This is a genomic window from Roseococcus sp. SYP-B2431, from assembly GCF_004336745.1.
Taxonomy (GTDB): Bacteria; Pseudomonadota; Alphaproteobacteria; order Acetobacterales; family Acetobacteraceae; genus Roseococcus.
Genome location: NZ_SJXD01000027.1, coordinates 124,070 through 150,442, shown reverse-complemented (window position 1 = coordinate 150,442; position 26,373 = coordinate 124,070). Strand labels below are relative to the sequence as shown.

The following is a 26,373-nucleotide window of genomic DNA, read 5'->3' as shown; positions in this document are numbered from 1 at the left end:
CTACTATGCGAAGCCGCGAATGCTAGGTGCCGCGATAGCGGCGGGCAACCTCAGGCGGCGACGCGCGCCGTCTCGAGGAAGTTCTTCAGGATCGCGTGACCATGCTCGGAGGCGATGCTCTCCGGGTGGAACTGCACGCCGTGGATGGGCAGCGCGCGGTGCTGCAGGCCCATGACGAGGCCGTCCGCGGTCTCGGCCGTGACCTCCAGCTCCGCCGGCAGGCTCCCCCGCTCGACGACGAGCGAATGGTAGCGCGTGGCGTGGAAGGGCGAGGGCAGGCCGGCGAAGACGCCCTGGCCCTCGTGCGTGACCTCCCAGACCTTGCCGTGAACGGGGACCGGCGCGCGGATCACCTGGCCGCCGAACTGCTGCCCGATCGCCTGGTGGCCGAGGCAGACGCCGAGCAGCGGCAGCTTCGCCTCGGCGGCGGCGGCGATCAGCGGCAGGCAGATGCCGGCCTCGTTCGGCGTACAGGGGCCGGGCGAGAGCACCACCGCGTCGGGCCGCATCGCGAAGACATCCTGCACGGAGAGCGTATCGTTGCGCTTCACCACCGCTTCCACGCCCAGGTCGCCCAGGAAGTGGTAGAGGTTGAAGGTGAAGCTGTCGTAATTGTCGATGAGCAGGAGCATGCGGCAAGATGGCTTTCGGAGGCTTTCGGGGTCAAGCCGGAAGCGATGAGGAGCCAGCGCCATGCCTCATGACGGCCACCACAGCCACGACGTTCCGCCCAACGGGTGGAAGCACACGGGCGTCCGGGTCATCCCCGGCAACAGCCTCGATCCCAATACCGCGCAGACGCCGGGCATGAATCGCGCGGCGGCCATCAATGCCGCGCGCGCGGGCGCCCAGAAGATCTGGGCCGGCACGGTGGATATCCATGCGGGCGCCAAGACCGGGGCGCATCACCATGGCGCGCTGGAGAGCGTGATCTACGTGGTGAGCGGCAAGGCCCGCATGCGCTGGGGCGAGAAGCTGGAATTCGTCGCCGAGGCCGGTCCGGGCGACTTCATCTTCGTGCCGCCCTATGTCCCGCACCAGGAGATCAATGCGAGCGACGCGGAGACGCTGTCCTGCGTGCTGGTGCGCAGCGACAATGAGTCCGTCGTGGTGAACCTGGACATCGAGCCGGTGGAGAAGCCTGAGGGCGTCCTCTGGGTGGACCCGATCCACAAGGCCTGAGGCGCGCGGAAGCGCGGGGACGGGGCTTTCAGCCCCGCGTCAGCGATCGCCCGCCGCGAAGCGCACCGCCTCGTCGGCGGCGCGGAACAGCGCCTTGGCCTTCTGGATGCACTCCTCGTGCTCGGCCTGCGGGTTGCTGTCGGCGACCACGCCGGCGCCGGCCTGCACGTGCAGAGTACCCTCCTTCACCAGGGCCGTCCGCAGCGCGATGCAGACGTCCATGTTGCCGTCCACGCCGAAATAGCCGACGCCGCCCGCATAGAGGCCCCGCCGCGAGGGCTCCAGCTCCTCGATGATCTCCATGGCCCGCACCTTGGGCGCGCCGGAGAGCGTTCCGGCCGGAAAGCCCGCCTGAAGCGCGTCCAGCGCCGTCAGGCCGGGGCGCATCCGGCCGCGGACTTCCGAGGCGATGTGCATCACCTGGCTGTAGCGCTCGATGCGGAACTGCGCCGTCACCTTCACCGTGCCGATCGCCGCCACGCGGCCCACATCGTTGCGGCCGAGGTCGAGCAGCATGAGGTGCTCGGCGCGCTCCTTTGGATCGGCCAGCAGCTCGACCTCCAGGGCCGCATCCTCCTCCGGCGTCGCGCCGCGGCGGCGCGTGCCGGCCAGCGGGCGGATGGTCACCTCGCCGTCCTTGGCGCTCACCAGGATCTCGGGCGAGGCGCCGACGGTGGCGAAGCTGCCGAAGTCGAAGAAGAAGAGGTAGGGCGCCGGATTGATTCGCCGCAGCGCGCGGTAGAGCGAGAAGGGCGGCAGCGCGAAGGGCGTGGAGAAGCGCTGGCTCGGCACGATCTGGAAGGCGTCGCCGGCCCGGATGTATTCGCGCGCCCGCTCCACCGCGGCCATGTACTCCTCGGGCGTGAAGTTGGAGCGCGGCGCCTGCGTGGGCGGCAGGCGGGCCGGCGGCGCTGGGCGGGGCAGGGGGCGCGACAGCGCGGCCTCTGCCTCGTCCAGCCGCGACTGGGCCAGCGCCCAGGCCGTCTCGGCATCCTGGCTCTTCTCGGCCCAGACCGGCGTGATGAGGGTCAGCGCATCGCGCACATGGTCGAAGACGGCGACGATGGTGGGGCGGATCATCACCGCCTCGGGGATGCCCAGCACGTCCGGATTGGTGTCCGGCAGCCGCTCCATCTGGCGCACCATGTCGTAGCCGAGGTAGCCGAAGAGGCCCGCCGCGATGGGCGGCAGCCCGGGCGGCAGCGGCATGCGGATCGCCTCGATGCGCCTGGCGAGGGCTTCGAGCGGCGGCAATTCCTCCGGCTCGAAGGCATGCGGCGCCGAAAGCGCATGCGGGTTGCACTCGGCCACCCCGTCCCGGCAGCGCCAGATCAGGTCGGGCGCGAGGCCGATGGCGGAGTGGCGCCCGCGCGCGGCACCACCCTCGACGCTCTCCAGCAGGAACGCATGGGGCTTGTCCTCGGCCAGCTTCAGGAAGGTGCCGACGGGGGTTTCCAGGTCGGCGACGCGCTCCCGCCAGAGGAGCTGCGACTGCCCGGCCTCGAGGGCGGCGCGGAAGCTCGCGAAATCCGGTGAGGTCATGTCATTCCCCGCCCGCGATCTGGTCGAGCAGGCGCGGGTTGATGCGGACATTGGCGCGCGCGCGTAGCGCGGCCTGGTACTGCGCCTCGAGGTCCTCGGCCATGGCCTGGGCCGTCTCCGAGCGGAGCGTCGTCAGCGCCTCGGCCGCGCCCGAGAGGTCGGGCGCGCTCACCGAGAGGAGCTGCACCACCGCGAAGGATTGCGGCCGCTCGACCATGGTCGCGTCTTGGCCGCGCAGCTCGAAGACCGGGGCCAGCAGGTCGCGCGGCATTGGATTGGCGCCGCCGGCCTCCCGGCCGAAGGGGCCGAGTTCCTCGGCCGTCACGCCGGCCTCCGTCGCCGCCTCGGCCAGGGATTTGCCCCCGCGCGTGGCCGCCAGCAGGGCCGCCGCGCGCTCCTCCTGGAAGCGGCGGCGGGCATTGGCGAGATAGGCCGCCGTCACCTGCTCGCGCACCGTGTCGAGCGGGCGCAGCGCGGGCGGCTGGATGTCGCGCACCTCGACCGCCATGAAGCCCCACTCGCCCTCCTGCATGCGCGGCGCGGCGCCGCGCTCGGCGGCGAAGATGGCCCGCAGCGCGGCCGTCCTCGCGGCGGCCGCCACCGGCAGCTCCGCCTCGGCGCCCTCCGGATTGCGGCCGGCGGCGTCGATCTTCCCCTCGAAGAAGCCGAGCGAGAAGCGCTGCGCCGCCTCGGCGAGGGTGGAGCCGCCGGCCAGCGCGTCCTCGACCTGGCTCACGCGCTCGAAGGCCATGTCGGCGGCGCGCTCGGCGGCGATCTCCTGGCGCAGCTCGTCGCGCACCTCGTCCAGCACCCGAGTCTGGCCGGGCTCGACCCGGCCGAGCTTCAGGACATGCCAGCCGAAGGCGCTGCGCACCGGCGCGGAGACCGCGCCGGCCTCCAGCGAGAAGGCGGCGTCGGCCAGCTCGGGCAGCGGCAGCTCGGCGCGCGAGCTGGCCGGCAGCGTGGAGGCCAGCCCGCCGGCCGCCTGGGCCGCCGCCTCGATCGCGGCGAAGTCCGGCTCGTCCCGCCAGCGCTCGGCGAGGGCCTTCGCGGCCTCCTCGTCCGGCATCACGGCCTGGAAGATCTCGCGCTTCTCCGGCGTCTCGAAGCGGGCGCGGCCGGCGGCATAGGCGTCCTCGATGTCGCGCTCGGAGACCTCGATCTCGCCCATGATCCGCGCGGCGTTCAGCGTCGCCACTGCCACCTCGCGGTATTCGGGCGTGGAGAAGCGGGCGGCGTTGTTCTCGTGGAAGCGCTCGAGCTGGGCCTGGGTCGGTGCCTCCGGCTCCGGCGCGTCGGAGAAGGGCAGCTCCACCAGGGTCGCGCTGCGCTGCTGGAGGTTCCAGGACAGCAGCCGCTCGGCCAGCGTCTCCGGCGCGGCGGCGCCGGCGCGGACGGCGCCGGTCAGCTGCTGCCGCGAGAGGTCGGCCCGCAGCAGGGCCAGGAAGCGCCCCTCGGTCAGGTCGTTGTTGCGCAGGAAGGCGTCGAACATGACCCGGGAGAAGCGGTTGTCGAGGCCCTGGAAGGCCGGGATCTGGAAGATGTAGCCGCGCACCGCCTCGTCGGGCGAGACGATGCCCATGCGATCGGCCTCCTGGCGGACCACGCGTTCGAGCACCAGGGCCTCGATCGCCTGGCCGGCCACGGCGCGGCGGATGGTGGCGTTGATCTCGATGCGCCCCTGGAGCTGGCGCTGGATGCGCTGCAGCTCGCGCCGGGCGGCCTCCTGCGCCTCGTCCACCTCGATGCTGTCGCTACCCACGCGCGCGACGGCGGTGTCGCGCCCGATGTTGCGCAGCGTGTCCTCGATCCCCCAGGCCGCGAAGGAGAGAATCAGGACGATGAAGAGGGCCTTCGCGAACCAGGTTCCGGCGAGGCGGCGCATCCAGGTGATCATGCTCCGCGCATAGCCCTTTGCCGGGCGGTTGCCAAACGGGTCCGCGGAATGCTTGATCGGCCGAGTTAGAGGGATGGGCCGATGACGCCGGGAATTCGTCCGCTGATCGCGGGCAATTGGAAGATGCATGGCAGCCTGCGCGAGTCCGTGCGCCTCGCGGAGGGCGTGCGCGAGGGGGTGCCGGGCGTGGACCTGCTGGTCTGCCCGACCTTTCCGCATCTGCATCCGGTGGCGGTCGCGCTGCTGGGCAGCCGCGTCGCGGTGGGCGCGCAGGACTGCCACGCGGCGGCCAAGGGCGCCCATACCGGCGACGTGAGCGCGGCCATGGTGCGCGACACAGGGGCCACGCATGTGATCCTCGGCCATTCCGAGCGCCGGCAGAACCACGGCGAGACGGATGCGGCGGTGCTGGCCAAGACCGAGGCGGCCCTGGCAGCCGGGCTCGTCCCCGTCCTCTGCGTGGGCGAGACCGAGGCCGAGCGGCTGGCCGGACGGGCGGAGGCGGTGGTGAGCGCGCAGCTGGAAGGCTCCATCCCCTATGGCTTCGTGACCTCGGGCGGGATCGTGGCCTACGAGCCGGTCTGGGCCATCGGCACCGGGCGGACGCCGACCGAGGCGGAGGTGGCCGCGATCCACGGGACCATGCGGCATGCGCTCGTGGAACGGTTCGGGCCGGCGGCGCGGACGACGCGGCTGCTCTATGGCGGCTCCGTGAAACCGGGCAATGCGGCGGGACTCTTCGCGCTGGAGGATGTGGATGGGGCGCTGGTCGGGGGCGCGAGCCTGGTGCCGGAGGACTTCCTGGCGATCGCCCGCGCAGTACCGGAGTAGGTCGGGCCGGAATAGCTCAGGCCGGAACCCGTCCCACCGGGCCGGAGCGGTGGAGCAGATGCGTCATCGCCGCGGCGCCCAGCACCGGCACGAGCAGGTTCAGCACCGGCACCAGGGCCAGGGCGGCCAGGGCCCCGCCCAGCACATAGACCGGCAGGCCGAGCCGGCGGCGGAGCGCGCGCGCTTCCGCCACGCCCATCCGGCGCCAGGCCACGCCCTCGAACAGGCCCTGGCCGAGCGAGACCGTGGCGACGACCGGGAAGAGCACCACGCCGAACGGCGGCACCGCGAGGGTCGCCGCCAGCGCGAGCAAGGTCCAGAGCAGCACGCGCGCCGCGAGGCCCAGCCCGGCCCGGCCCTGCGCGGCGAGCGAGGCGCCCCGCGCCGGCGGCAGGCTGGGATAGAAGCGGGCCTCCACCGCCGAGGCCACGTCGTCCAGGAACAGGCTGGCGACGGCCAGCAGCAGCGGCACGAAGAGCCAGACGGCGACGATCAGCGCCAGCATGCCCCCCAGCACGCCGCTGTAGGAGCCGAGCCAGCCGGTCTGGCCCAGCAGCGCCTCCGCTCCCCAGCCGCCGAGGACGATCAGCGCCGCGCATCCCAGGGCGGCGCCAAGCGCCCCCTTGAGCAGGGGGGCCAGGAAGGCCCGGTCGTCGAGCTGACGCAGCGGCAGGAGCAGGCTGGCGAGAAGGGCGGACATCGGGGCTCGACTCTTGAAGGGTGACACGGCTCGGGCCCTTCAACCCGGCGGATCGCGCCGCGGCGGCATGGAAGCGCGTCTCGCCATCCCATGGCGCGGTTCCCGGCGATGCGGGATGTTTTCGGACAAAGTCCCGGACCCCGGCCGGACTGCGCCCCTTGGCGGCGGCTATTCTACCGGAAACCGAGGCGAAAACAACGATTTCGACTCGATGGGGGCGCCGGCGGGTGAGCGGCTGGCATAGACCGCGGTCTCGAAGCCGCCCAGCAGGTCGAGCACGGCCGCATCCGCGAAGGGCAGCAACTGCGTGAACACTGCCCCCGTGATGCCCGCTTCCGGGTCGATCCAGTAATAGGTGTTGAACAGCCCGCCCCAGGCCAGGCTGTTCGCCGTGCGACGCCCGGGGACCGAATCCGTGTTCATCAAGAACCCCAGCCCCCACTTCTTCCGCATCCCGGGGAAGAAATCCGCGCGGTCGGCCCGCCCCGGCACCGAGCTCGCCGGCAGCGGCTGCACCTCCACCGCGCCGATCTGGTTCCGACCCATCTCCGCCACCGTTTCCGGCGCCAGGATCCGCACCCCGTCGAGCGTGCCGCCGTTCAGCAGCATGCGCAGCAAACGCAGATAGTCCGGCCCCGTCCCGAACAGCCCCCCGCCGCCGCCTTCCACCTCGACGTGCTCCGGCGGCACAAACTCCCGGTCCAGCGCGAGCACCCCGTCCGGCCCGCGCTGATGGCGCCCGGCCATGCGCCCCCGCCACGCCGCCGGGACCGCGAAGCCGGTCTCCTCCATCCCGAGCGGCCCCAGGATTCGCTCGCGAAGATACGCCCCGAGGCTGCGGCCGGAGACCGCCTCCACCACCTGGCCGGCCAGGTCGGTGTTGATTCCGTACTCCCAGCGCGTCCCCGGATCGAACATCAGCGGCATGCCCTTGGCCGTGCGCGGCCCGCCCGAGAGCCCGGCACTCCGCATGTAGCGGTCCAGCAGCGGATCCCAGTGGTCGTAGCCATAGCCGGCCGTGTGGGTCAGCAGGTGGCGCAGCGTCACCGCCCCGCGCGCCGGCCGGAGCACCGGCCGTCCGGCCGCGTCGAATCGCTCCAGCACCAGCGGGTCGGCCATCTCCGGCAGGATTGCGGCCATGGGGTCGTCGAGGCCGAGCCGGCCCTCCTCCACCAGCTGCATGGCCGCGACGGAGGTGACCGCCTTGGTCATGGAGGCCAGCGCGAAGATTGTGTCGAGGGTCATCGGCGCCGGATCGCCGAGGGAGCGCAGGCCATAGGCCCCCTGGAACACCGGCCCGTCGCGCGTCGCGGCGAGGGCGACCACGCCCGGCACCCGCCCCGATTCGACCGCGGCGTGGAGCGTGGCTTCGATCCCGGTCATTCCTGGTCCTCTTCCCTGTCAACCTCACTCTGGCCTTGGACGCCTCAAGGGGGTAGAGGGACGCAACCATGTCCACCATCCTCCTCATCGTCTTCCTCCTCGTCACCCTGGCGCTCATCGGGGTCATCCTCGTGCAGCGCAGCGAGGGCGGCGGCCTCGGCATCGGCTCCTCCCAGGGGATGGGCAACTTCATGGGCGGCCGCGGCACCGCGAACCTGCTCACGCGCACCACGGCGATCCTGGGCACGATCTTCTTCGTGATGGCCCTGGCGCTCGCGCTGCTGCACCGCGGCACCTCGCAGCAGAGCCGCTCGATCCTCGACGCCGCGCCCCCGCCGGCCGCCACCGCCCCGGCCGTGCCCGCGCTCCCGGCCGTGCCCACGAACTGAGACGCCCGCCGGGCGACTCGGCCGGACTAGCCTGTCCGGCCTGAAACGCTTTGGCAGGGTTGCGCCGAAGGGGGGTTGTTCCGGCGCCGCCTGTATCGCTAAGACGAACTCCCATGGCGCGGTTCGTATTCATCACCGGCGGCGTGGTCTCCTCGCTTGGCAAGGGCATCGCAGCGGCTTCCCTCGGGGCCCTTTTGCAGGCGCGCGGCTACCGCGTTCGCCTGCGCAAGCTGGACCCCTATCTCAACGTCGATCCGGGAACGATGTCCCCGTATCAGCATGGCGAGGTCTTCGTGACCGATGACGGGGCGGAAACCGACCTCGACCTCGGCCATTACGAACGCTTCACCGGCGTCCACGCCAACAAGGCGGACAACTGGACCACGGGGCGCCTCTACTCCGAGGTGATCGCCAAGGAGCGGCGCGGCGACTATCTCGGCGCCACCGTCCAGGTCATTCCCCATATCACCGACGCGATCAAGGAAGCGGTCGTCGCGGGCACCGACAGCTACGACTTCGTGCTCGTCGAGATCGGCGGCACGGTCGGCGACATCGAGTCGCTGCCCTTCCTCGAGGCCGTCCGGCAGCTCGCCAACGAACTGGGCCCGACGCGCAGCCTCTTCATCCACCTGACGCTGGTGCCCTACATCCCCTCGGCCGGCGAGCTGAAGACCAAGCCCACGCAGCATTCCGTGAAGGAGCTGCTGGGCATGGGCATCCAGCCCCAGATCCTGCTGTGCCGCTGCGACCGCCAGATTCCCGAGAACGAGCGCCGCAAGATCGCGCTCTTCTGCAACGTCCGGCCCGAGAGCGTCATTCCTGCCTACGACGCCAAGAGCATCTATGCCGTGCCCTCGAGCTACCACCGCGAGGGGCTGGACCGCGAGGTGCTGCGGCACTTCAACCTGAGCATCTACGGCGACCCGAACATGGGCCGCTGGGACGGCATCATGGAGCGCATCGCCTCGCCCGAGGGCGAGGTGACCATTGCGGTCGTCGGCAAGTACACGGGGCTGCTGGACGCCTACAAGTCGCTGAACGAGGCGCTCGCCCATGGCGGGATCGCGCACAACATGCGCGTGAAGCTGGATTGGGTGGACAGCGAGATCTTCGAGAAGGAGGAGGGCGAGGTCGTCCGCCGTCTCGACGGGGTGCACGGCATCCTGGTGCCCGGCGGCTTCGGCGAGCGCGGCACGGCCGGCAAGATCGAGGCCGTGAAATTCGCCCGCGAGCGGAAGATCCCCTTCTTCGGGATCTGCTTCGGCATGCAGATGGCGGTGATCGAGGCCTCGCGGAACCTGCTCGACATCGACGGCGCGTCCAGCACGGAGTTCGGCCCCTGCGCCGAGCCCGTCGTCGGGCTGATGACCGACTGGACCCGCGGCAACGAGCGCGAGACCCGCTCCGAAGGCGGCGACCTGGGCGGCACCATGCGCCTCGGCGCCTATCCGGCCGTGCTTTCCGAGGATTCGCTGGTCCGCAGTGTCTATGGCTCGGGCCGGATCGAGGAGCGTCACCGCCATCGCTACGAGGTGAATGTGGGCTATCGCGAGCGGCTGGAGAACGCCGGCCTGCGCTTCTCGGGCATGTCGCCCGACGGGCTGCTGCCGGAGATCGTCGAGTACCCGGACCATCCCTGGTTCATCGGCGTGCAGTTCCATCCGGAGCTGAAGTCCAAGCCGTTCGAGCCGCATCCGCTCTTCGCGGGCTTCGTGGGCGCGGCGGTGAAGCAGGCCCGGCTGGTGTGAGGCGCTTCGCCGGTCAAGGGAAACCTGGCCGGCGACCCCGAACAATCCAGGGCGATCTTCGCCCTATGCGATCACGATGGCAAAGCGCTGGCCGATCGAATCCGGGGCACGGCGACCGCCGCCAGGAGCAGCGCGGCCACCCACCAGTATTGCCAGGCGCCGTAGCTCAGCATGGCGATGACGAGGCCGGCAGCATAGGCGCCGCTGGCGGCACCGCCCTCGGCCCGCAGGGCCAGCATCGCGAGCAGCAGCGCCATCAGCGCTGCGCCTACGGCCCCCAGCTCCAGCCAGGTCTGCAACGCGAGATTGTGCGGATGCAGCGGCAGAAGCTGGGCGGAGGAGAACCAGCCCGACTGCGCGGTCAGGCCGAACTCCGCCAGCACCGCCGCGCTCGCATGGCCGATGCCGCCCGGTATGGCGCGGCTCGCCTCCATGCCCCAGCCCAGAAGCGGGCGTTCCGCGATCCGGCCGGAGACGAAATCCCAGATCAGCAGGCGATGCGCGGCCGAGGGCGGCAGTCCGCCCGCATCCAGCGGGAGGAGCGCATTCAGCACCCAGGGCAGGCCCAGGACCATCGCCGCGATGCCGGCCGCGAGGGCCCGCCGCGTCAGCCGCGGCGCGAATTGCGCCGCCAGCCCGGTGCCGAGACCGGCCAGAACGGCCAGCCTTGCGCTGTCCCCGGGCAATATCAACACCACGGCGCCGCCGATCAGGCCCAGCGCCACGCGCGGCCAGGCCGGCAGCGAGGGGGCGAAGACGCCGAGCGGCAGCAGCAGCGCCAGCACGGCCCCCGCATTCTTCAGCCCGAAGGAAAGGGTCACATCCCAGGCCGGAAGCCCGCGCACCGTTCCGCGCAGGAGGTTGCCGCTGAGATGATCGAAACCGGCCGCGAGAATCCCCAGCGCCAACCCGATGGCCGCCGCCTTCGCGACAAACGGGGAGGGCGCCTCACGCCCCAGCGCATCCGCGGCCAGCACGGCCAGGGCGAGCGAGATCGCCAGCCGCGCCGCGCCATCCAGCGCGCGCCCGGCCTCGGGCGCCCAGAGCGCAGACGCCGCCATCCAGGCCAGCAGGGCGATCGCCGGCCAAGCCAGCGCCGGCACCCCGGAGGGGCGCCAGCCCCGCAGCCAGCCCAGCACGACACAGCCCACCATGCCGGCCAGCGCGATCGGCGCCATCACCCGGTTCTGCAGCACCACCGCGAAGGGCGCGGCGGCGAGCGCCGCCGCCAGCGGCCAATTCGGTGTCATGCTTCGGGGCGGATCAGACCGCCGCGATGCTCTCGCGGCGCAGCTGCACCGCGAGTTCGTCCAGCGACTTGCCGAAGCGCTCCAGCATGTCGACGATCTCCTCGGCCGTGATGATCAGCGGCGGCGAGAAGGCGATGCCGTCGCCCGGCAGGGCGCGCATGATCAGGCCATTGGCCTCGGCGATCTTCGTCAGGCGCGGGCCGATCTTCTGGGCCGCGTCGAAGGGCTTCTTCGTGGCCTTGTCCGCCACCAGCTCGATCGCGCCGATGAGGCCGATGCCGCGCACTTCGCCCACCAGCGGATGGTCGGCGAAGCGGCTGCGCAGCCCGTCCTGCAGGACCGGGGCCACCTTCTTCACATGGGCCACGAGGTTCATCTCGTCGTAGATCTTCAGCGTCTCGACCGCGACGGCGGCCGGAACCGGATGGCCCGAATAGGTGAAGCCATGGCCGAAGGTGCCGATGGTCGCCGAGCCGTCCGCCAGGCCCTGGAAGATGCGCTCGTTGATCATGACCGCCGAGATCGGCAGGAAGGAGGCGCTGAGCGCCTTGGCGCAGGTCAGGATGTCCGGCTGGATGCCCATGCTCTGGCAGCCCCAGTACTCGCCGGTCCGGCCGAAGCCGCAGATCACCTCGTCGGCCACGAAGAGCACGTCGTGCTTCTTCAGCACGGCCTGGATCTTCTCGTAATAGGTGGCGGGCGGCACGAGCACGCCGCCGGCGCCCATGACGGGCTCGGCGAAGAAGGCGGCGACCGTCTCGGGGCCTTCCTGCACGATCATCGCGTCGAGCTCCTCGGCGCAGCGCGTCGCGAACTGCTCCTCGGTCTCGCCCGGCAGGCCCTCGCGGTAGTGGTGCGGCGTGCGCGTGTGGAGGAAGCCGGGGATCGGCAGGTCGAACAGCTTGTGGTTGGCCGGCAGGCCCGTCGCCGAACCGGCGGCGATGGTGATGCCGTGGTAGCCCTTCAGGCGGCCGATGATCTTCTTCTTCTCCGGACGCCCGATGGCGTTGTTGAAGTACCAGATCATCTTGATCGCGGTGTCGTTCGCCTCGGAGCCCGAGTTGCAGAAGAACACCTTGCTCATCGGCACCGGCGCGCGCTCGATGAGCATCTCGGCGAGGTCGATCGCCGGCTCGTGGCTGCGGCCCGTGAAGGCGTGATAAAAGGGCAGCTGCTTCATCTGCTTCGTGGCGGCCTCCACCAGCCGCTCGTTGTCGAAGCCGAGCGAGGCGCACCAGAGGCCGGCCACGGTCTCGATGTAGCTGTTGCCCTGGTCGTCGAAGACCCGCACGCCCTTGCCTCGGGTGATCACCAGCGGGCCGCTCTGCGCATGGGCTCGGGCATCCGTGTAGGGATGCAGGAGGTTGACGATATCGCGGGCGGCGTTGGAATTGCGCGGAGGGGTCATCGGGCAGCGTCCTTGCAGGATCCTTGCACCCTACGCCTCCGGCTCCGGCGTTGGAACCCGATCCGGGCCGGTTCCTGCTTCGCGCGCGCCGGATTTGGGGGCATCCTTCGCCCCATGACCGAGATCAAGCCGCACGCCGCCCATTGGGGCTTCTTCGACGCCATCACGGAGAACGGCCGGCTGGTCGGCGTCCGCCCCTTCGCGCAGGATCCGGTGCCGGCGACGCTGATCGAATCCGTTCCCGCCACGGTCCATAGCGAGGCGCGGATCGACCGGCCCCATGTCCGCAAGGGCTGGCTGGAAGGAAGGCGCCGCGGCCATTTGCGCGGAGGCGACGCCTTCGTCCCCGTCAGCTGGGACCATGCCATCCGCCTCGTCGCGGAGGAGACCGCGCGCATCCGGGCCGAGCATGGCGACGCCGCGATCTATGGCGGCTCCTACGGCTGGTCGAGCGCGGGGCGCTTCCACCACGCCAAGAGCCAGCTCCAGCGCTTCCTCGGCCTCGGCGGCGGCTACACCTTCTCGGTGAACGCCTATTCTTATGCCACGGCGCAGGCGCTGATGCCGCACCTCCTGGGCACCAACGAGGTGTTCCTGGGCCGCATGACGGATTGGGCGGCCATCGCGAAGAACGCGGGGCTGATGCTCTGCTTCGGCGGGCTGGCGGCCAAGAACGGCTATGTCTGTTCGGGCGGCGCGGCCAATACTTATGGGCCCAATATGCGCGCCGCCGTCGATGCCGGCGTGCGGATCGTGAACGTCTCGCCCTACCGGGCCGATACCGAGGAGGCGCTCGCCGCCGAGTTCGTGCCCATCCGGCCGAGCACCGACACGGCGCTGATCCTGGCCATGATCCGCCACATCGTGAGCCTCGGCCGCGAGGACCGCGCCTTCCTCGCCACTCATTGCGTGGGCTGGGAGAAACTGGAGCCGACGCTGGCGGACAAGACGCCGGAATGGGCCCAGGGCATCACCGGCATCCCCGCCGCCACCATCCGCGACCTCGCCGAGCGCTGCCTCGCCCAGCCCACCATGCTTACCGCCTCCTGGTCGTTGCAGCGCGCCGATTACGGCGAGCAGCCCTATTGGGCGCTGATCGCGCTGGCCGCCGTGCTGGGGACTATCGGCAAGCCGGGGCAGGGGGTGGCCTTCGGCTACGGCTCCTCCGGCGGCATCGGCAATCCGCGCAGGGAGATGCCGGGGATCTCGCTGCCGGCCTCGCGCAACCCGGTCGGCAGCTTCATCCCGGTCGGCCGCATCACCGAGCTGCTGGAGCGGCCCGGCGGCACGCTCGACTACAACGGCCGCAAGCTGCCGCTGCCCGATATCCGCATGATCTGGTGGGCGGGCGGCAATCCCTTCCACCACCACCAGGACCTCAACCGCCTGCTGCGCGCCTGGGCGCATCCCGAGACCATCGTGGTGCAGGAGCCCTGGTGGACCGCGGCGGCGCGACATGCCGACATCGTGCTGCCCGCGACCACCACGCTGGAGCGCAACGACATCGGCCATTCCTCGCGCGACCGCTTCGTGCGCGCCATGCACCAGGCCATCCGTCCCGTCGGCCTCGCCCGCAACGACCACGACATCCTGGCCGACCTCGCCGATGCCGCCGGCTTCCGCGACCGCTTCACCGAGCAGCGCGACGAGGGCGCCTGGCTGCGCCACCTCTACGGCCGCTGGCAGCAGGCCTGCGCGCGCATGGGCTTCGAGGCGCCGAATTTCGACGCCTTTTGGGACCGGGGGCATGTCGAGATGCCGCCCCTCGGCCGGGGCGAGGGCTTCACGCAGTTCGCCGATTTTCAGCAGGACCCGCAGGCCCATCCGCTCGACACGCCCTCCGGCAAGGTGGAGCTGCATTCCGAGACCATCGCCGGCTTCGGCCATGCCGACTGCCCCGGCCTGCCGACCTGGATGGAGCCGCGCGAATATCTCGGCAATGCCGCGCCGGACGAGTTGCACCTGCTGAGCTACCAGCCGCCGACGCGCCTGCACTCCCAGCTCGATCCCGGGCCGATCGCCGCGCGCGATAAGATCCAGGGGCGCGAGCCGCTGGTCCTCCATCCCGCGGATGCCGCCGCCCGGGGCCTGAAAGCCGGGCAGGTGGTGCGCGTCTTCAACACGCGCGGCGCCTGCCTCGCCGGGCTCCGGCTTGACGACCGGCTGGCGCGCGGCGTGGTCCTGCTCGCCACGGGCGCCTGGTTCGACCCGCTGGAGCCGGGCGTGCCCGGCAGCCTCTGCGTCCACGGCAATCCGAACGTCCTGACCGCCGACGTCGGAAGCTCGGCGCTCACCCAGGGCCCTTCGGCCCAGTCCTGTCTGGTCCGGATCGAGGCCTGGGCGGGGCCGCTGCCGCCCGTCCGCGCGCATGTCCCGCCGGCCATCGAGGAGATGCCGGCATGATCTCCCGCCGCGCGCTTCTCGCCGCGCCGGCGCTGCTTCCGGCGATGGCCGAAGCCCAGCCGGCCTTCCCGGTCCTGCAGGACGACAGCGTCGCGCCCGGCTTCCGCCGCGGCGTGCTGATGCGCTGGGGCGACCGCGTCACCTTCGACGCCCCGCCCTGGAACCCGCGCAGCGTCGATGCGGAGGGCGCCTCGGCGCAGTTCGGCTGGGATGCGCGCATCGCCGGCATCGTGATCCCGCCGCTCGCCGCCGATCGCGTGCCGCGCGGCGTGCTGGCCATCGCGCATCCGACGGTCGAACCCGCCATGGCCTTCCCCGGCGGCGTGGACCGGCCCGAGGTCGCGGGCGCCATGCAGGGCGCCTCGCTGCTCAATGTCGAGCTCCAGGCCGGCCGCTGGATCGTGATCGACGGCGGGTTCCAGTCGCGCCGGCTGACCGCCGCCAACCTGTGCCGGGCCAGCGGTCCCCTGGCGACCGCGACGGGCGGCGCGCTGCGTGGCGTCATCGCCGTCACCGGCGGCTGCGCCACCCCCTGGGGCTCGCTGCTGCTGACCGAGGGCGACCCGACGCCCTGGATCCGGCGCCTGGACCTCGGCCGCGCGGAGGGCCATGGCTGGCTCGTGGAGCTCGACCCGCTCGACCCACAATCCATCCCCGTGAAGCACACGGCCGTCGGCCGGTTTCCCAAGGCCGATGCGGCCGCCGCCGCCGCGCGCTCCGGCCAGGCGGTGGTCTTCGTCGCTGAGCGCGGACCGGCCGGCTATCTCTTCCGCTTCCTCTCCAGCGGCCCGGCCGCCGCGGGCGGGCCGCTGGAGGCGGGGTCGCTCGGCGTGGCGCAGGTCCAGGGCGGGCGGTTGAGCTGGGTGCCGCTGGCCGATGCCTCCAACCCGCCCGAATCCGCGCGCGCGGCCGGCGGCACGCCCTTCGACACGCCCTCCGGCCTGGCCTGGGACACGGCCGGCAACCGGCTGGTCCTGTGCGGCGGGCTGGGCGCGATCTCGTTCTCGCCGGATGGCGGCGATCCGGGCGCGGCCACCATGTCGCTGCGCCGGCACGACACGAGCGGGCTGGGCGCCCTCCGCACCGTGTCCGTCGATGCGCAAGGCGGGCTGATGCTCGGCACGGACACGGACGGCGTGGTGGGCCCGGCGGCGCAGACGCTCTGGCGGATGGACGAGGCCGGCACGCGCCCGATCTATGGAGCGCCGCGCGCGGCCGGGATCGGCGGCGCGGCCGCCTCGCCGGACGGGCGGGTCATCTTCACCGTCGCGCGCCGTCCCGGCGCCGAGCGGGGCGCGAGTTTCGACCGCCCCGCCACGCGCTGGCCGGAATTTGAGCCGGGCGTGCCGCCGCGCTCGGCGCTGCTCTCGCTCGCGCGCGGATGAGGCTCAGCGGGGGACGGGTCCTCGCCACCATCACGCCCTCGGGCAATACGGTGGTCGAGGCGGTGACGCAGGCCCTGCTGCGCGACCGCGCGGATGTGCTGCCCATCTTCTCGCGCATCCCCGTCCATGGCGGGCGCGATCCCTTCCCGGACGGCTACGACCTGGAGGGCATGCTCCGGGCCGCCGAATTGCTGAGCCATGCGCGGCCGGACGTGATCCTCTGGAACGGCAGCAAGGGCGGCGTGATCGGCCTGCACCACGACCGCGACCTCTGCGCGCGCATCACCGCCGCGACGGGCATTCCCGCCACCACCTCCGGCCTCGCGCTCGAAGCGGCGATGGAGCGCCGGCCGGTGCGGCTCGGCCTCGTCACGCCCTATGACGACGCCTATCAGCGCCGGCTACTGGACGCCTTCGCCGCGCGCGGCTGGCTGGTCAGCGCCGAGGACCATCTCGGCCTCCGGGACAACCTGTCCTACGCCGCCGTCCCGCGCGCCACGATCGAGGCCCAGGCCGGGCGCGTGGCGCCGCATTGCGACGTGCTGCTGGGCTGGTGCACCAACTTCCCCCTGCCGCTGCTCGGTCCGGACTTCGGGGGCAGGCCCGTCTGGGACGCGACGGTGCTGGGCGTGGAGGCGGGGCTGGCGACGATGGCGCGGTAAGGCTTCCCGTGAGGAAAACCTTTCGCCAGGGATGCCGCGTTGATAGGGTATCGTGATCCGGGGAAGACGCCATGCCCAGCGACATCGACGCTCAGCCTGGCCTCCGCCGCAGCATCGGGCCTCTTCAGCTCTTCGCCTATACGCTGGGCGGCATGCTCGGCGCCGGCATCTACGGGCTGGTCGGCCAGGCGGCCGGGCAGCTCGGTTCGGCGGTCTGGCTCGGCTTCATCGTCGCGATGGTCGCCGCCCTTCTGACGGGGCTCTCCTACGCCTCCCTCGGCTCGCGCTATCCACGCGCGGGCGGCGCCGCCTATGTCACGCATCGCGGCTTCCAACGGCCGCTCCTGACCTGGACGGTGGGCCTGGCCGTGATGGCCTCGGGGCTGACCTCGGTCGCCACCCAGTCGCGCGTGGTGGCCCAGAACCTCCTGCGCCTGCTGGACATGCCGGGGATCCCGGCGGTCCTGCTGGCGCTGGGCTTTCTCCTGCTCATCGCCGGCCTGGTCGCGCGCGGCATGCGGGAGAGCATGTGGATGAACATGCTCTGCACGACCGTCGAGGCCCTGGGCCTCCTGCTCGTCGTCATCGTCGGGCTGCCCTGGATCGGCATGACGGACCTCCTCGAGACGCCGGGCCCGGAGGGGATTGGCGCCAGCCTGCTGCTGCAGGGCGCGATCCTGACCTTCTTCGCCTTCATCGGCTTCGAGGACACGCTGAACGTCGCCGAGGAATGCCACGACCCCCAGCGCACGGTGCCGATCGGCATCATCTCCGCCATGCTGGTGGCCACGGCGCTCTATATCGCGGTGGCGATCGTGGCCGTCTCGGTCGTGCCCTGGCGCGAGCTCGCCGCGGCCCCGAGCCCGCTGGCCGAGGTGATGCTGCGCGCCGCCTCCTGGATGCCGGGATGGGTCTACGTGGCCGTGACGATCTTCGCCGTCGCCAATACTGCGCTGCTCAACTACGTCACGGCCTCGCGGCTCGCCTATGGCATGGCCCGGCAGGGCCTGCTGCCCGAGCCGCTGGGCCGCATCCATCCGGCGACGCGCACGCCCCATGTGGCCGTGGCCGTGCTCTTCCTCGTCGTGGCGGCGCTGATGCTGGCGGGCAACATCGCGCAGCTGGCCTCGGCGACGGTGCTGCTGCTGCTGGCGGTCTTCACCTGCGTGAACCTGGCCCTGCTGATCCTCCAGCGCCGCCCGGGCGAGGCGCGGGGCGGCTTCGAGATCCCGCAGTTCGTTCCGGCGCTCGGAGCGCTGGTCTGCCTGGCGCTGCTGGTGAACAGGGTGGCGACCGGCGACTGGCGGGCCCCGGCCCTGGCGGGCGTGGTCCTGCTGGCGATCGTCGCGGGCTTCGCGGTGATGCGCCCGCGCAAGGTGCTGCTGGAGCCCTGATCCAGAGGGCTGGGCGGCCCGGCCGCCGCCCCCTCAGATCCAGCGCAGGCCCTTGTAGAGGCCGATATAGTCGAACCGATTGTTCTTCACGAGCATCTCGTAGAGATACGCTGGGCTGTAGTTGCCGGGCTCGTAGCTGAAGAAGCTGCCGAGGCCAGGAAGGTCGGGGCGGGAGCGGGCCGGCAGCAGGCCTGACTGCTCCAGCGCCACCACGTAGCAGTACACGGTGTGCTCGGAGCAGAAGAAGCTTACATCCTGGCCGTCCAGCAACTTGTCCAGCAGCGCGTTGACACGGTTCCGGTCGGACAGTTTCCCGGTGGAGAGCAAGGTGGACTTCGCAGCACCGCCGATCGAATAGGTGACGTGACCCGACTTGTTGTTCTGGAATCCGAGCATCATATTCGCGGTCTCGGCGGCGCCTATGGCGACATTCTTGAATTTGCAGCGGAATACCGAGTAGGTGTAGCCGGCGTTCTTCACCGCGAGATCGTGGTGCTGCAGGCCCTCGCCATCCATCTCGGCGATCATGCGGTCCGACGTCGCGATGCCGGCATGGGCCCATTTCGCATAGGCGCCGGCGCCACTCACCAGCCATTGGCCGAACTTGATCACGCCTCCGGTGGCGCTGCCGTCCGACTCCTTCACCAATATGTCGCCCTGCTGCAGGGGCCCGACGGGGGGATGCGCGGGCGTGACCGGCTTCAGGTAGCTTTCCAACCACATGCGGAATGCGTGTCCTTGTCCAAATACAACCTATGATTGCATTCTTGCCTGGCTTTCCGCGAAAGGGAAGCGGGGCTCGCTCTGTCTTCGAAGGGCATCCGGGCCTCGGATCGCGGGCCGGGAGCGGGGGGTCGCCCTCGAAACGCGCCCCGTCTAGCCTGCGTCTCCAGGAGGATGCCGGATGCGCTTCGACTTGCCCGATACCCCGCGGGATTCCGAGGCGCTGCGCGCGGAGCTGCGCGCCTTCCTCGCCGAGGCCGGCCGCGACTGGTCGGCGGCGACGCGCGCGCGTTCCTGGATGGGCTTCGACCGCGGCTTCTCGCGCGCGGTCGGCGCGCGCGGCTGGATCGGCATGACGTGGCCGAGGCGCTACGGCGGCCAGGAGCGCGGCAGCCTGGAACGCATCGTGGTGCTGGAGGAGATGCTGGCGGCCGGCGCTCCGGTCGGCGCGCATTGGATCGGCGACCGGCAGTCCGGCCCCCTGATCCTGCGACTCGGCACGGAGGAGCAGCGGCTGCGCATCCTGCCCGGCATCGCCCGGGGCGAGCTGGCCTTCTGCATCGGGCTCTCCGAGCCGGATGCCGGCAGCGACCTCGCCGCCCTGCGCACGAAGGCGGAGCGGAGCGAGGACGGCTGGGTGCTGAACGGCCGCAAGATCTGGACGACCTTCGCGCACAAGAGCGACTACATGATCGCCCTCGTCCGCACCTCGCCGGCGCCGGAGGGCGGCTCGCGCCATGCCGGCCTCTCGCAGTTCCTGGTGGACCTGACGCTGCCCGGCATCACCATCCGCCCGATCCGCGACCTGGCGGGCGAGGACAGCTTCAACGAGGTCACCTTCGACGAGGTGCGGCTGAGGCCGGACGACCTGCTGGGGCAGGAAGGCGCCGGCTGGGCCCAGGCGACCTCCGAGCTCGGCTTCGAGCGCAGCGGGCCGGACCGCTACCTCTCCTCCTTCCCCGCGCTGACGGCCGGCCTCGATGCGCTGACCGCCGCGCCGCAGCCCGGCGCGGAGGTCGCCATCGGCCGCATGGTCGCGCGGCTGGCCACGCTGCGGGGCATGTCGCTCTCGGTCGGCGGCATGCTGGAGCGGGGCGAATCGCCGCAGGTCGAGGCCGCGCTGGTGAAGGATGCGGGGAACCTCTTCGAGCAGGCCTTGCCGGAGCAGCTGCGCAATCTCCTGGATCCCGGCGATTCGTCGCCGCAACTGCGCGAGATGCTGGGCGTGCTCGCGCAGCTCGCGCCCACCTTCAGCCTGCGCGGCGGCACGCGCGAGATCCTGCGCGGCATCATCGCGCGCGACCTCGGCTTGCGTTAGGGGCCGCATCGATGAACGAATTGCGTGCGATCCTGATCGAGCAGGTGGACCGCCTCATCGGCGATGCGGGCGGCGTGGCCCTGCTGCGCCAGGTGGAGACGGGCGAGTTCCCGGCCGGGCTCTGGGCCGGGCTCGAGGCACAGGGGCTGGCGCTTTCGCTGGTCCCCGAGGAGGCCGGCGGCGTCGGCCTCACCTGGGGCGATGCCGCGGCGATCTGGCAGGTGCTCGGCCGTCACGGCGCGCCGGCGCCGGTCGCCGAGACCATGCTGGGCGCGGCGCTGCTGGCGAGCGCGGGGATCGAGGTGCCGGAAGGCCCGCTCGGGCTGGCCTGCGGAAGGGCCGCCGTGCCCTTCGGCCGGCATGTGTCGCGGCTCGTGGTGCTGGAGGGCGGCACCGTCGCGCTGCACGAGGCCGCGGAGGCGGCGCCGGCGGCCAATATCGGCCGCGAGCCGCGCGACCTCGTGACGCAAGGCCCGCGCATCGCGCGCGGGCTGCTGCCGAACGCCTTCGGGCCGCGCGCCGGGCTGCTCGGCCGCGCGCTCATCCGCGCCGCGCTGATCGCCGGCGCGCTGGAGCGGGTGCTGGCGCTGACCGTGGACTGGGCCAATACGCGTAGGCAGTTCGGCCGCGCGATCGGGAAGTTCCAGGCGGTTCAGCAGCAGCTCGCCGCCATGGCCGGCGAGGTCGCCGCGGTGAGCGTGGCCGTGAGCCAGGCGGCGCGGGCCGCCGACGCGCATGGCCTGGCCGGCGCCGCCTTCGAGATCGGCTGCGCCAAGGTCGTCGCCGGCGAGGCAGCGACCATGGGCGCCGCCACCGCGCACCAGGTCTTCGCCGCCATCGGCATCACCGAGGAGCACGAGCTGCACCACTTCACGCGCCGGCTCTGGTCCTGGCGCGAGGAGGGCGGCACGGAGCGATTCTGGGCGGCGGAGATCGGCCGCGGGGCGCTGGCCCGTGGTGGCGCCAACCTCTGGCCCGACCTGACCGCACGCGACCCGCAGGCCTCCGAGGACCGCAGCACCGAAGGTGCCAGGTCTGGATCGGCCGCTTAAAAAGGAAACTGACGCATGGCTGACTTCCTCAAGATCGAGCAGGACGGCCCGGTCGTCACGATCACCCTCAACGCGCCCGAGCGGCGCAACGCCATCTCCAGCTTCGCCGATTGCGACGAGGTGGAGGACGCCTGCCGCCGCATCGCGCGCGACGACAGCCTGCGCTGCGTCATCGTCACCGGCGCCGACCCGGCCTTCTGCGCGGGCGGCGACCTCAAGGGCATGCGCGACCGCACCGGCATCATGGCGGCCAAGAACGCGGCCGAGATGCGGGAGAACTACCGCCGCGGCATCCAGCGCATCCCGCTGGCGCTGTGGGAGCTGGACCTGCCGACCATCGCCGCCATCAACGGCCCGGCGATCGGCGCGGGCCTCGACCTCGCCTGCATGTGCGACATGCGCATCGCCAGCGAGAAGGCGATCTTCGCCGAGAGCTTCGTGCGCGTGGGCATCGTGCCCGGCGATGGCGGCGCCTGGCTGCTGCCGCGCGCCGTGGGCCTGGCCATGGCCGCCGAGATGTCCTTCACCGGCGATCCGCTCAATGCCGAGCAGGGGCTGGCGGCGCGGCTCGTCTCGCGCGTCGTGCCACATGCGGAGCTGATGGCGGCCGCGAAGGAACTCGCCGCGCGCGTGGCCAAGAATCCGCCGCAGGTGCTGCGCATGACCAAGCGTCTGCTGCGCGAGGGGCAGCACATGTCGCTGGCCTCGCTGCTGGAGCTGTCGGCCTCCTACCAGGCCATCGCGCAGGAGACGGAGGACCACAGGGAGGCCGTCGGCGCCATGCTGGAGAAGCGGCAGGCGACCTTCACCGGCCGGTGAGCGCGGGCCCGGCCGTGCCCGTCGGCGAAAGGCCCTCGATGGCACGGCAGGTGGCGGATATCGTCATCGTGGGCGGCGGCGTGATCGGCTGCGCCACGGCCTTCTTCCTGCGGGAGCTCGGCTTCACCGGCCGCGTCGTGGTCTTCGAGAAGGATTCCTCCTACCGTTTCGCCTCCACGGCGCGCTCGGCCGCTTCGATCCGGCAACAGTTCACCACGCCGGTGAGCACGCAGATGTCGCAATTCTCCTGGGCCTTCCTCGCCGGGCTGAAGGAGCGTTTCGGCGAGGAGGGCGAGATCGCGCTGGTGCGCAGCGCCTATCTGCTGCTGGCCGACGCGGCGCGCGTCGAGACGCTGCGCGGCTGCCACGCGACCTTCCGGCAGCTGGGATCGGACATCGCCTGGCTCGACCCGGAGGATCTGGCGCGTCGCTTTCCCTGGCTGAACGTGGAGGATCTGGCGGGCGCGACGCTGGGCCTCGCGGGGGAGGGCTGGTTCGACGCCTATATGCTGCTCCGCCTGCTGCGCGTCCAGGCGAAGCGCAGGGGCGTTGAGTTCATCGACGAGGAGGTCACCGGCTTGGAGCTGGCGCCTGGCCGGATCGAGGGCGTGCGGCTGGCGAGCGGCGCGGCCTGGTCCTGCGGCAGCGTGGTGAATGCCGCGGGGCCCTTCGCCGGCCGCGTCGCCGCGATGGCGGGCTGCGAGCTTCCCGTCTGGCCGCGCAAGCGCACCATGTTCGTCATCCGCGCGCCGCTGCCCAACAAGGGGCTGCCCTTCGTCTTCGACAGCTCCGGCATCGCGATCCGGCCGGAGGGCGACGGCTTCATCTGCAGCGCGCTGCCCGACGAGGACCGCGATCCCGACCCGGGCGAGGATTTCGAGCCGGACCACTATCTCTTCGAGGAAAAGGTCTGGCCCGCCCTGGCGCACCGGATCCCGGCCCTGGAAAGCCTGCGCCTGATGAGCGCCTGGGCGGGGCATTACGAGATGAACCTCTTCGACCACAACGGCGTGATCGGCCCGCATCCGGAGGTGACGAACTTCCTCTTCGCCAACGGCTTCTCCGGCCATGGCGTGATGCATTCGCCGGCCACGGGTCGCGGCGTGGCGGAGCTGCTACTGCATGGGCGTTATGTGTCGCTCGATCTCTCGCCGTTGGGATATGAGCGGATTGCGGCGGAGCGGCCGATTCGCGAGGCGCTGGTGTACTGATGGCCACCTAATAAATCGGCGCCTAATCCAAGTGCCGGCCGATTTATTTATTCGTCCGCTGGCGGGGTGATGCTCTGGGTGGCGGATACCCATCCTTTGCAAACGCGCGCTGATTGGATACTAAATTCCAAGAAACAGCCTCGCTGGCTCGCACTTATTACATTAATTCCCCATTATTACACTGGAGGCTGTAAAATTTCTTCTGACCGCTACCGCCCCTAATGATTGCCGAATCACTCTTTTTAATTGGATTCCATTTATTTTATCTATCCAGTAAATATCTTCTCCCATAAAGTTGCTCGGACCTCCACCATTTCGAATGTGGCTTACGATCCAAGTATCATACTCTCGATTTCCGATAACTACCTTTTCCTCTCCTTCGACGCGGTATCTTTCGGTGAATGGCAGAGATAGACCGCTTTGTCCTGTAAGAAAAACAGAAAATTCCGATTGCCTTCCAGCGGCCATTGGGTACAATGATTGCATGGCTGAACGAATAATAGTGTCAGATGGATGGCCAAGTTCATAAAAATCGTACATTCGACGGTGGATCACACCGAATTGATCGGACGAAACACATATCACAGGGTCCGTCGGATCTGAGCCTTGGTAGGTTCGAGTTACTTGGCCATATGATACAACTGCTCCGGCAGGTGGGCACGAAAAGCCGGGTACTCGTTGGCTTGCAATTGTTGTCCTAGCAACAGGATCGGCTGCATTCTGCGCAGCGCACCCTGCAAGCAATAAAACAGCACCAGTCGCCGCTAAGAGGCCGCGAGGAATGAGAATGCTCACGGGTGACCTCTCGTATTGGGAATACTACCAGTCTATGCCGTAATCGCCACTGATATCCACCCCCAAATGTCATCCGAGGGGTCGAGGAGCGCCGTTGGGCCAAGCTGCCTCTTACGAGATGTCCCTGATGCCCCGCAGCTTTTTCGAGCTGGAGATCAACAGTGCTACGGAGAGTGATCGGTCCGGGCGGGAGTGGGGTACTGGAGAATTGGCGGCGGATGAGCGTGCTAATTCAGTAGGGGTTCAGTCCGGCTCGCTCCAGAACACAAAAAGCCCGCTGGAGGGTTTCCGGTGGGACAACACGTACCGCCCGAACCTGCGGTCCCTGCAGCGAGTATCGGCGGACATTACGATCAGTTGACCTGACCTTCGAGGGGCTTTGCCCCTCGGTTGTCTCCCCTTCGGCGCCAAGCCCTGCAGGAAACTCGTTTCCTGCACCTTCATCCAAAGGCCGCGGCTCAGCCACGCCCTTCCCACGGCATCAGCGAGGCCTTGACCGTCAGGAAGGGCACGTTGGCCTCGGGCGTGACGCTGTCCATGAAGACGATGGCATTGGCCACGTTCTGCACGTCCATCGTGGCCTCGACCAGCATCTCGCCGTTCGGCTGCTTCACGCCCTTGGTCATGCGCTGCGTCATGTTGGTCGCCGCATTGCCGATGTCGATCTGGCCGGCGGTGATGTTGTACTTCCGCCCGTCCAGGATCAGCGACTTCGTCAGCCCCGTGATGGCGTGCTTGGTGGCGGTGTAGGCCACGCTGTCCGGCCGGGGCGTATGCGCGCTGATCGAGCCGTTGTTGATGATGCGCCCGCCCTGCGGAGTCTGCTCCTTCATCATCCGGAAGGCCTGCTGCGCGCAGAGGAAGGAGCCGGTGAGGTTCACGTTCACCACCTGCAGCCACTTCTCCACCGGCAGGTCCTCGAGCAGGAAGCCCTGCACGCCCATGCCCGCATTGTTGAACAGCAGGTCGCAGCGGCCCCACTTCGACTTCACGGCGGCGAAGAGCTTGGCCACGCCCTCGGGCGAGGCCACGTCGGTCGCGACCGGCATGGCGTTGCCGGAATTGGCGCCGGCCATCTGCGCCGTCTCGTCCAGCGCCTCCTGCCGCCGCGCGACCAGCGCCACGCGATAGCCCGCCTTCAGCAGGCCCAGCGCCGAGGCGCGCCCGATGCCCGTGCTCGCGCCTGTCACCACCGCGACTTTTCCGGTCATGTCATCTCTCTCCCAGGGAAGGTTCCGTTGCGGCGCAAGATTGCGTCGGGCCGGCGATCCCCGCAATCTCACCCCATGGAAACGCATCTCGAATTCACCTGCGTCCCCGCCAACGCGAAGACGCGCCCGCCGCGCGAGAAGGCGCCGCCCGGAAGCTGCGACAGCCACTTCCACATCTTCGGCCCCTACGACCGCTTCCCGATGAGCCCGGCCCGGCCCTATACGCCGCCACCCGCCTCGATCGACCACTATCTCGACATGGCGAACACCCTGGGCCTCGACCGCCGGGTGGTGGTGCAGGCCAGCGTCTACGGCACCGACAACCGCGTCACCATGGACGCCGTCGCGCGCTTCGGCCGCGACACGGCCCGCGCCGTCGTGGTGGTGGACGAGGGTACCATGCCGCAGGAGCTGCAGCGGCTGGCCGACGAGGGCGCGGTCGGGCTCCGCTTCAACGTGGTGAGCGGCAACGGCACGCCGCTGGAGCAGATCGAGAGCATGGCCCGGCGAGTCGCGAGCTTCGGCTGGCACCTCCAGCTCTACGTGAAGGGCCCGCCGCTGACGCAGTTCGCCCCGCAGCTCGCGAAGCTCCCCGTGCCGCTGGTACTGGACCACATGGCGGGCGTGGACGCGGCCGACGGGCCGGACAGCCCGGAGCTCCAGGCCGCGCTGCGCCTGCTGGACAGCGGCAATGTCTGGGTGAAGATCAGCGGCTACCGCTCCAGCAAGCCGCCCTATGACGATCTCGCGCCCATCGCCCGCCGCTTCGTCGCCGCGGCGCCGGAGCGCTGCGTCTGGGGCACCGACTGGCCGCACACGCAGTTCGAGACCCCGGAGCAGATGACGGATGACGGCATGCTGCTCGACTGGCTCTTCGACTGGGTGCCGGATGCGGCGACGCGGGAGAAGATCCTGGTCACCAATCCGGCGGAGCTCTACCGCTTCTGAAATTCGCCCAGGAAGCGCGCAGCTTCATGCCCAAGGATCGATCAGCCGCGCTCTCCCGGACGTGATCGGCGGGCCGCGCCCGTCCTGACCCTCGGCGGGCGCGGTGCTAGCACGGACCACGA

The 26,373-nt window shown here is 70.4% G+C and carries 23 protein-coding genes; 13 read left to right on the top strand and 10 right to left on the bottom strand.

Annotation, left to right across the window (positions count from 1 at the left end):
- Nucleotides 1-50: 50 nt before the first annotated feature.
- Nucleotides 51-632: an aminodeoxychorismate/anthranilate synthase component II gene (locus EJV46_RS17185; protein WP_131549926.1), complete on the bottom strand. Its 582-nt coding sequence runs from the start codon at nt 630-632 to the stop codon at nt 51-53.
- Nucleotides 633-693: 61 nt separating this feature from the next.
- Between EJV46_RS17185 and EJV46_RS17180 the strand changes: the two genes are divergently transcribed.
- On the top strand, nt 694-1,182 hold the full coding sequence (locus tag EJV46_RS17180; protein ID WP_131549925.1) for a cupin domain-containing protein: 489 nt from the start codon (nt 694-696) through the stop codon (nt 1,180-1,182).
- A 39-nt stretch (nt 1,183-1,221) separates the two neighbouring features.
- Here the strand turns inward: EJV46_RS17180 and trpE are convergent, their stop codons facing one another.
- Together trpE and EJV46_RS17170 are read right to left on the bottom strand one after the other, a co-directional pair.
- Nucleotides 1,222-2,724: an anthranilate synthase component I gene (gene trpE / locus EJV46_RS17175; RefSeq protein WP_131549924.1), complete on the bottom strand. Its 1,503-nt coding sequence runs from the start codon at nt 2,722-2,724 to the stop codon at nt 1,222-1,224.
- 1 nt (nt 2,725) lies between these two features.
- The gene (locus tag EJV46_RS17170) at nt 2,726-4,621 is read right to left on the bottom strand and encodes a peptidylprolyl isomerase (RefSeq protein ID WP_165585588.1); all 1,896 of its coding nucleotides are present in this window, start codon (nt 4,619-4,621) and stop codon (nt 2,726-2,728) included.
- A gap of 93 nt (nt 4,622-4,714) precedes the next feature.
- Here EJV46_RS17170 and tpiA point away from each other — a divergent pair, with 93 nt between their 5' ends.
- On the top strand, nt 4,715-5,452 hold the full coding sequence (tpiA, locus tag EJV46_RS17165) for a triose-phosphate isomerase (protein WP_206020865.1): 738 nt from the start codon (nt 4,715-4,717) through the stop codon (nt 5,450-5,452).
- Nucleotides 5,453-5,468: 16 nt separating this feature from the next.
- On the opposite strand, the gene EJV46_RS17160 is transcribed toward tpiA, so the two are convergent.
- Nucleotides 5,469-6,152: an EI24 domain-containing protein gene (locus EJV46_RS17160; RefSeq protein ID WP_131549921.1), complete on the bottom strand. Its 684-nt coding sequence runs from the start codon at nt 6,150-6,152 to the stop codon at nt 5,469-5,471.
- Nucleotides 6,153-6,320: 168 nt separating this feature from the next.
- Complete coding sequence (locus EJV46_RS17155; RefSeq protein WP_131549920.1) at nt 6,321-7,535, bottom strand: serine hydrolase; 1,215 nt, start codon at nt 7,533-7,535, stop codon at nt 6,321-6,323.
- Between the two features lie 68 nt (nt 7,536-7,603).
- Between EJV46_RS17155 and secG the strand changes: the two genes are divergently transcribed.
- Together secG and EJV46_RS17145 are read left to right on the top strand one after the other, a co-directional pair.
- Nucleotides 7,604-7,924, top strand: coding sequence for a preprotein translocase subunit SecG (gene secG / locus EJV46_RS17150; RefSeq protein ID WP_131549919.1), 321 nt, complete (start codon nt 7,604-7,606; stop codon nt 7,922-7,924).
- 113 nt (nt 7,925-8,037) lie between these two features.
- Nucleotides 8,038-9,672 carry a CTP synthase gene (locus EJV46_RS17145; protein ID WP_131549918.1) on the top strand — a complete coding sequence of 545 codons (1,635 nt, stop codon included), beginning with the start codon at nt 8,038-8,040 and terminating at the stop codon, nt 9,670-9,672.
- A gap of 71 nt (nt 9,673-9,743) precedes the next feature.
- Here EJV46_RS17145 and EJV46_RS17140 read toward each other — a convergent pair whose 3' ends face one another.
- Together EJV46_RS17140 and EJV46_RS17135 are read right to left on the bottom strand one after the other, a co-directional pair.
- Complete coding sequence (locus EJV46_RS17140; RefSeq protein ID WP_131549917.1) at nt 9,744-10,922, bottom strand: hypothetical protein; 1,179 nt, start codon at nt 10,920-10,922, stop codon at nt 9,744-9,746.
- A gap of 13 nt (nt 10,923-10,935) precedes the next feature.
- Nucleotides 10,936-12,330, bottom strand: a complete 1,395-nt coding sequence (locus tag EJV46_RS17135) for an aspartate aminotransferase family protein (RefSeq protein WP_131549916.1) — start codon at nt 12,328-12,330, stop codon at nt 10,936-10,938.
- Nucleotides 12,331-12,444: 114 nt separating this feature from the next.
- Between EJV46_RS17135 and EJV46_RS17130 the strand changes: the two genes are divergently transcribed.
- From EJV46_RS17130 to EJV46_RS17115, 4 genes are all read left to right on the top strand, one after another.
- Nucleotides 12,445-14,733: a molybdopterin-dependent oxidoreductase gene (locus tag EJV46_RS17130; protein ID WP_131549915.1), complete on the top strand. Its 2,289-nt coding sequence runs from the start codon at nt 12,445-12,447 to the stop codon at nt 14,731-14,733.
- Nucleotides 14,730-16,118, top strand: coding sequence for an alkaline phosphatase PhoX (locus tag EJV46_RS17125; RefSeq protein WP_131549914.1), 1,389 nt, complete (start codon nt 14,730-14,732; stop codon nt 16,116-16,118). Before EJV46_RS17130 ends, EJV46_RS17125 begins: the two co-directional genes overlap by 4 nt.
- A complete protein-coding gene (locus EJV46_RS17120) occupies nt 16,115-16,780 on the top strand; it encodes a hypothetical protein (protein WP_131549913.1) in 666 nt (221 codons plus the stop codon). Before EJV46_RS17125 ends, EJV46_RS17120 begins: the two co-directional genes overlap by 4 nt.
- A gap of 71 nt (nt 16,781-16,851) precedes the next feature.
- Nucleotides 16,852-18,174, top strand: coding sequence for an APC family permease (locus EJV46_RS17115; protein ID WP_131549912.1), 1,323 nt, complete (start codon nt 16,852-16,854; stop codon nt 18,172-18,174).
- A 33-nt stretch (nt 18,175-18,207) separates the two neighbouring features.
- Here EJV46_RS17115 and EJV46_RS17110 read toward each other — a convergent pair whose 3' ends face one another.
- Nucleotides 18,208-18,897: a hypothetical protein gene (locus tag EJV46_RS17110; RefSeq protein WP_131549911.1), complete on the bottom strand. Its 690-nt coding sequence runs from the start codon at nt 18,895-18,897 to the stop codon at nt 18,208-18,210.
- A gap of 181 nt (nt 18,898-19,078) precedes the next feature.
- Here EJV46_RS17110 and EJV46_RS17105 point away from each other — a divergent pair, with 181 nt between their 5' ends.
- From EJV46_RS17105 to EJV46_RS17090, 4 genes are read left to right on the top strand one after another with little or no spacing between them, the layout of a single operon-like run.
- Entirely contained in the window at nt 19,079-20,215 is a 1,137-nt protein-coding gene (locus tag EJV46_RS17105) for an acyl-CoA dehydrogenase family protein (RefSeq protein ID WP_131549910.1), read from the top strand.
- Between the two features lie 11 nt (nt 20,216-20,226).
- Nucleotides 20,227-21,267, top strand: coding sequence for an acyl-CoA dehydrogenase family protein (locus EJV46_RS17100; protein ID WP_131549909.1), 1,041 nt, complete (start codon nt 20,227-20,229; stop codon nt 21,265-21,267).
- A gap of 15 nt (nt 21,268-21,282) precedes the next feature.
- Nucleotides 21,283-22,086, top strand: coding sequence for a crotonase/enoyl-CoA hydratase family protein (locus EJV46_RS17095; RefSeq protein ID WP_131549908.1), 804 nt, complete (start codon nt 21,283-21,285; stop codon nt 22,084-22,086).
- A gap of 38 nt (nt 22,087-22,124) precedes the next feature.
- Complete coding sequence (locus tag EJV46_RS17090) at nt 22,125-23,297, top strand: FAD-binding oxidoreductase (protein WP_131550145.1); 1,173 nt, start codon at nt 22,125-22,127, stop codon at nt 23,295-23,297.
- 162 nt (nt 23,298-23,459) lie between these two features.
- Here EJV46_RS17090 and EJV46_RS17085 read toward each other — a convergent pair whose 3' ends face one another.
- Together EJV46_RS17085 and EJV46_RS17080 are read right to left on the bottom strand one after the other, a co-directional pair.
- A complete protein-coding gene (locus tag EJV46_RS17085; protein WP_131549907.1) occupies nt 23,460-24,092 on the bottom strand; it encodes a hypothetical protein in 633 nt (210 codons plus the stop codon).
- 458 nt (nt 24,093-24,550) lie between these two features.
- The gene (locus EJV46_RS17080) at nt 24,551-25,303 is read right to left on the bottom strand and encodes an SDR family oxidoreductase (RefSeq protein ID WP_131549906.1); all 753 of its coding nucleotides are present in this window, start codon (nt 25,301-25,303) and stop codon (nt 24,551-24,553) included.
- Between the two features lie 75 nt (nt 25,304-25,378).
- Between EJV46_RS17080 and EJV46_RS17075 the strand changes: the two genes are divergently transcribed.
- A complete protein-coding gene (locus EJV46_RS17075; protein WP_131549905.1) occupies nt 25,379-26,251 on the top strand; it encodes an amidohydrolase in 873 nt (290 codons plus the stop codon).
- The last annotated feature ends 122 nt before the right edge of the window (nt 26,252-26,373 follow it).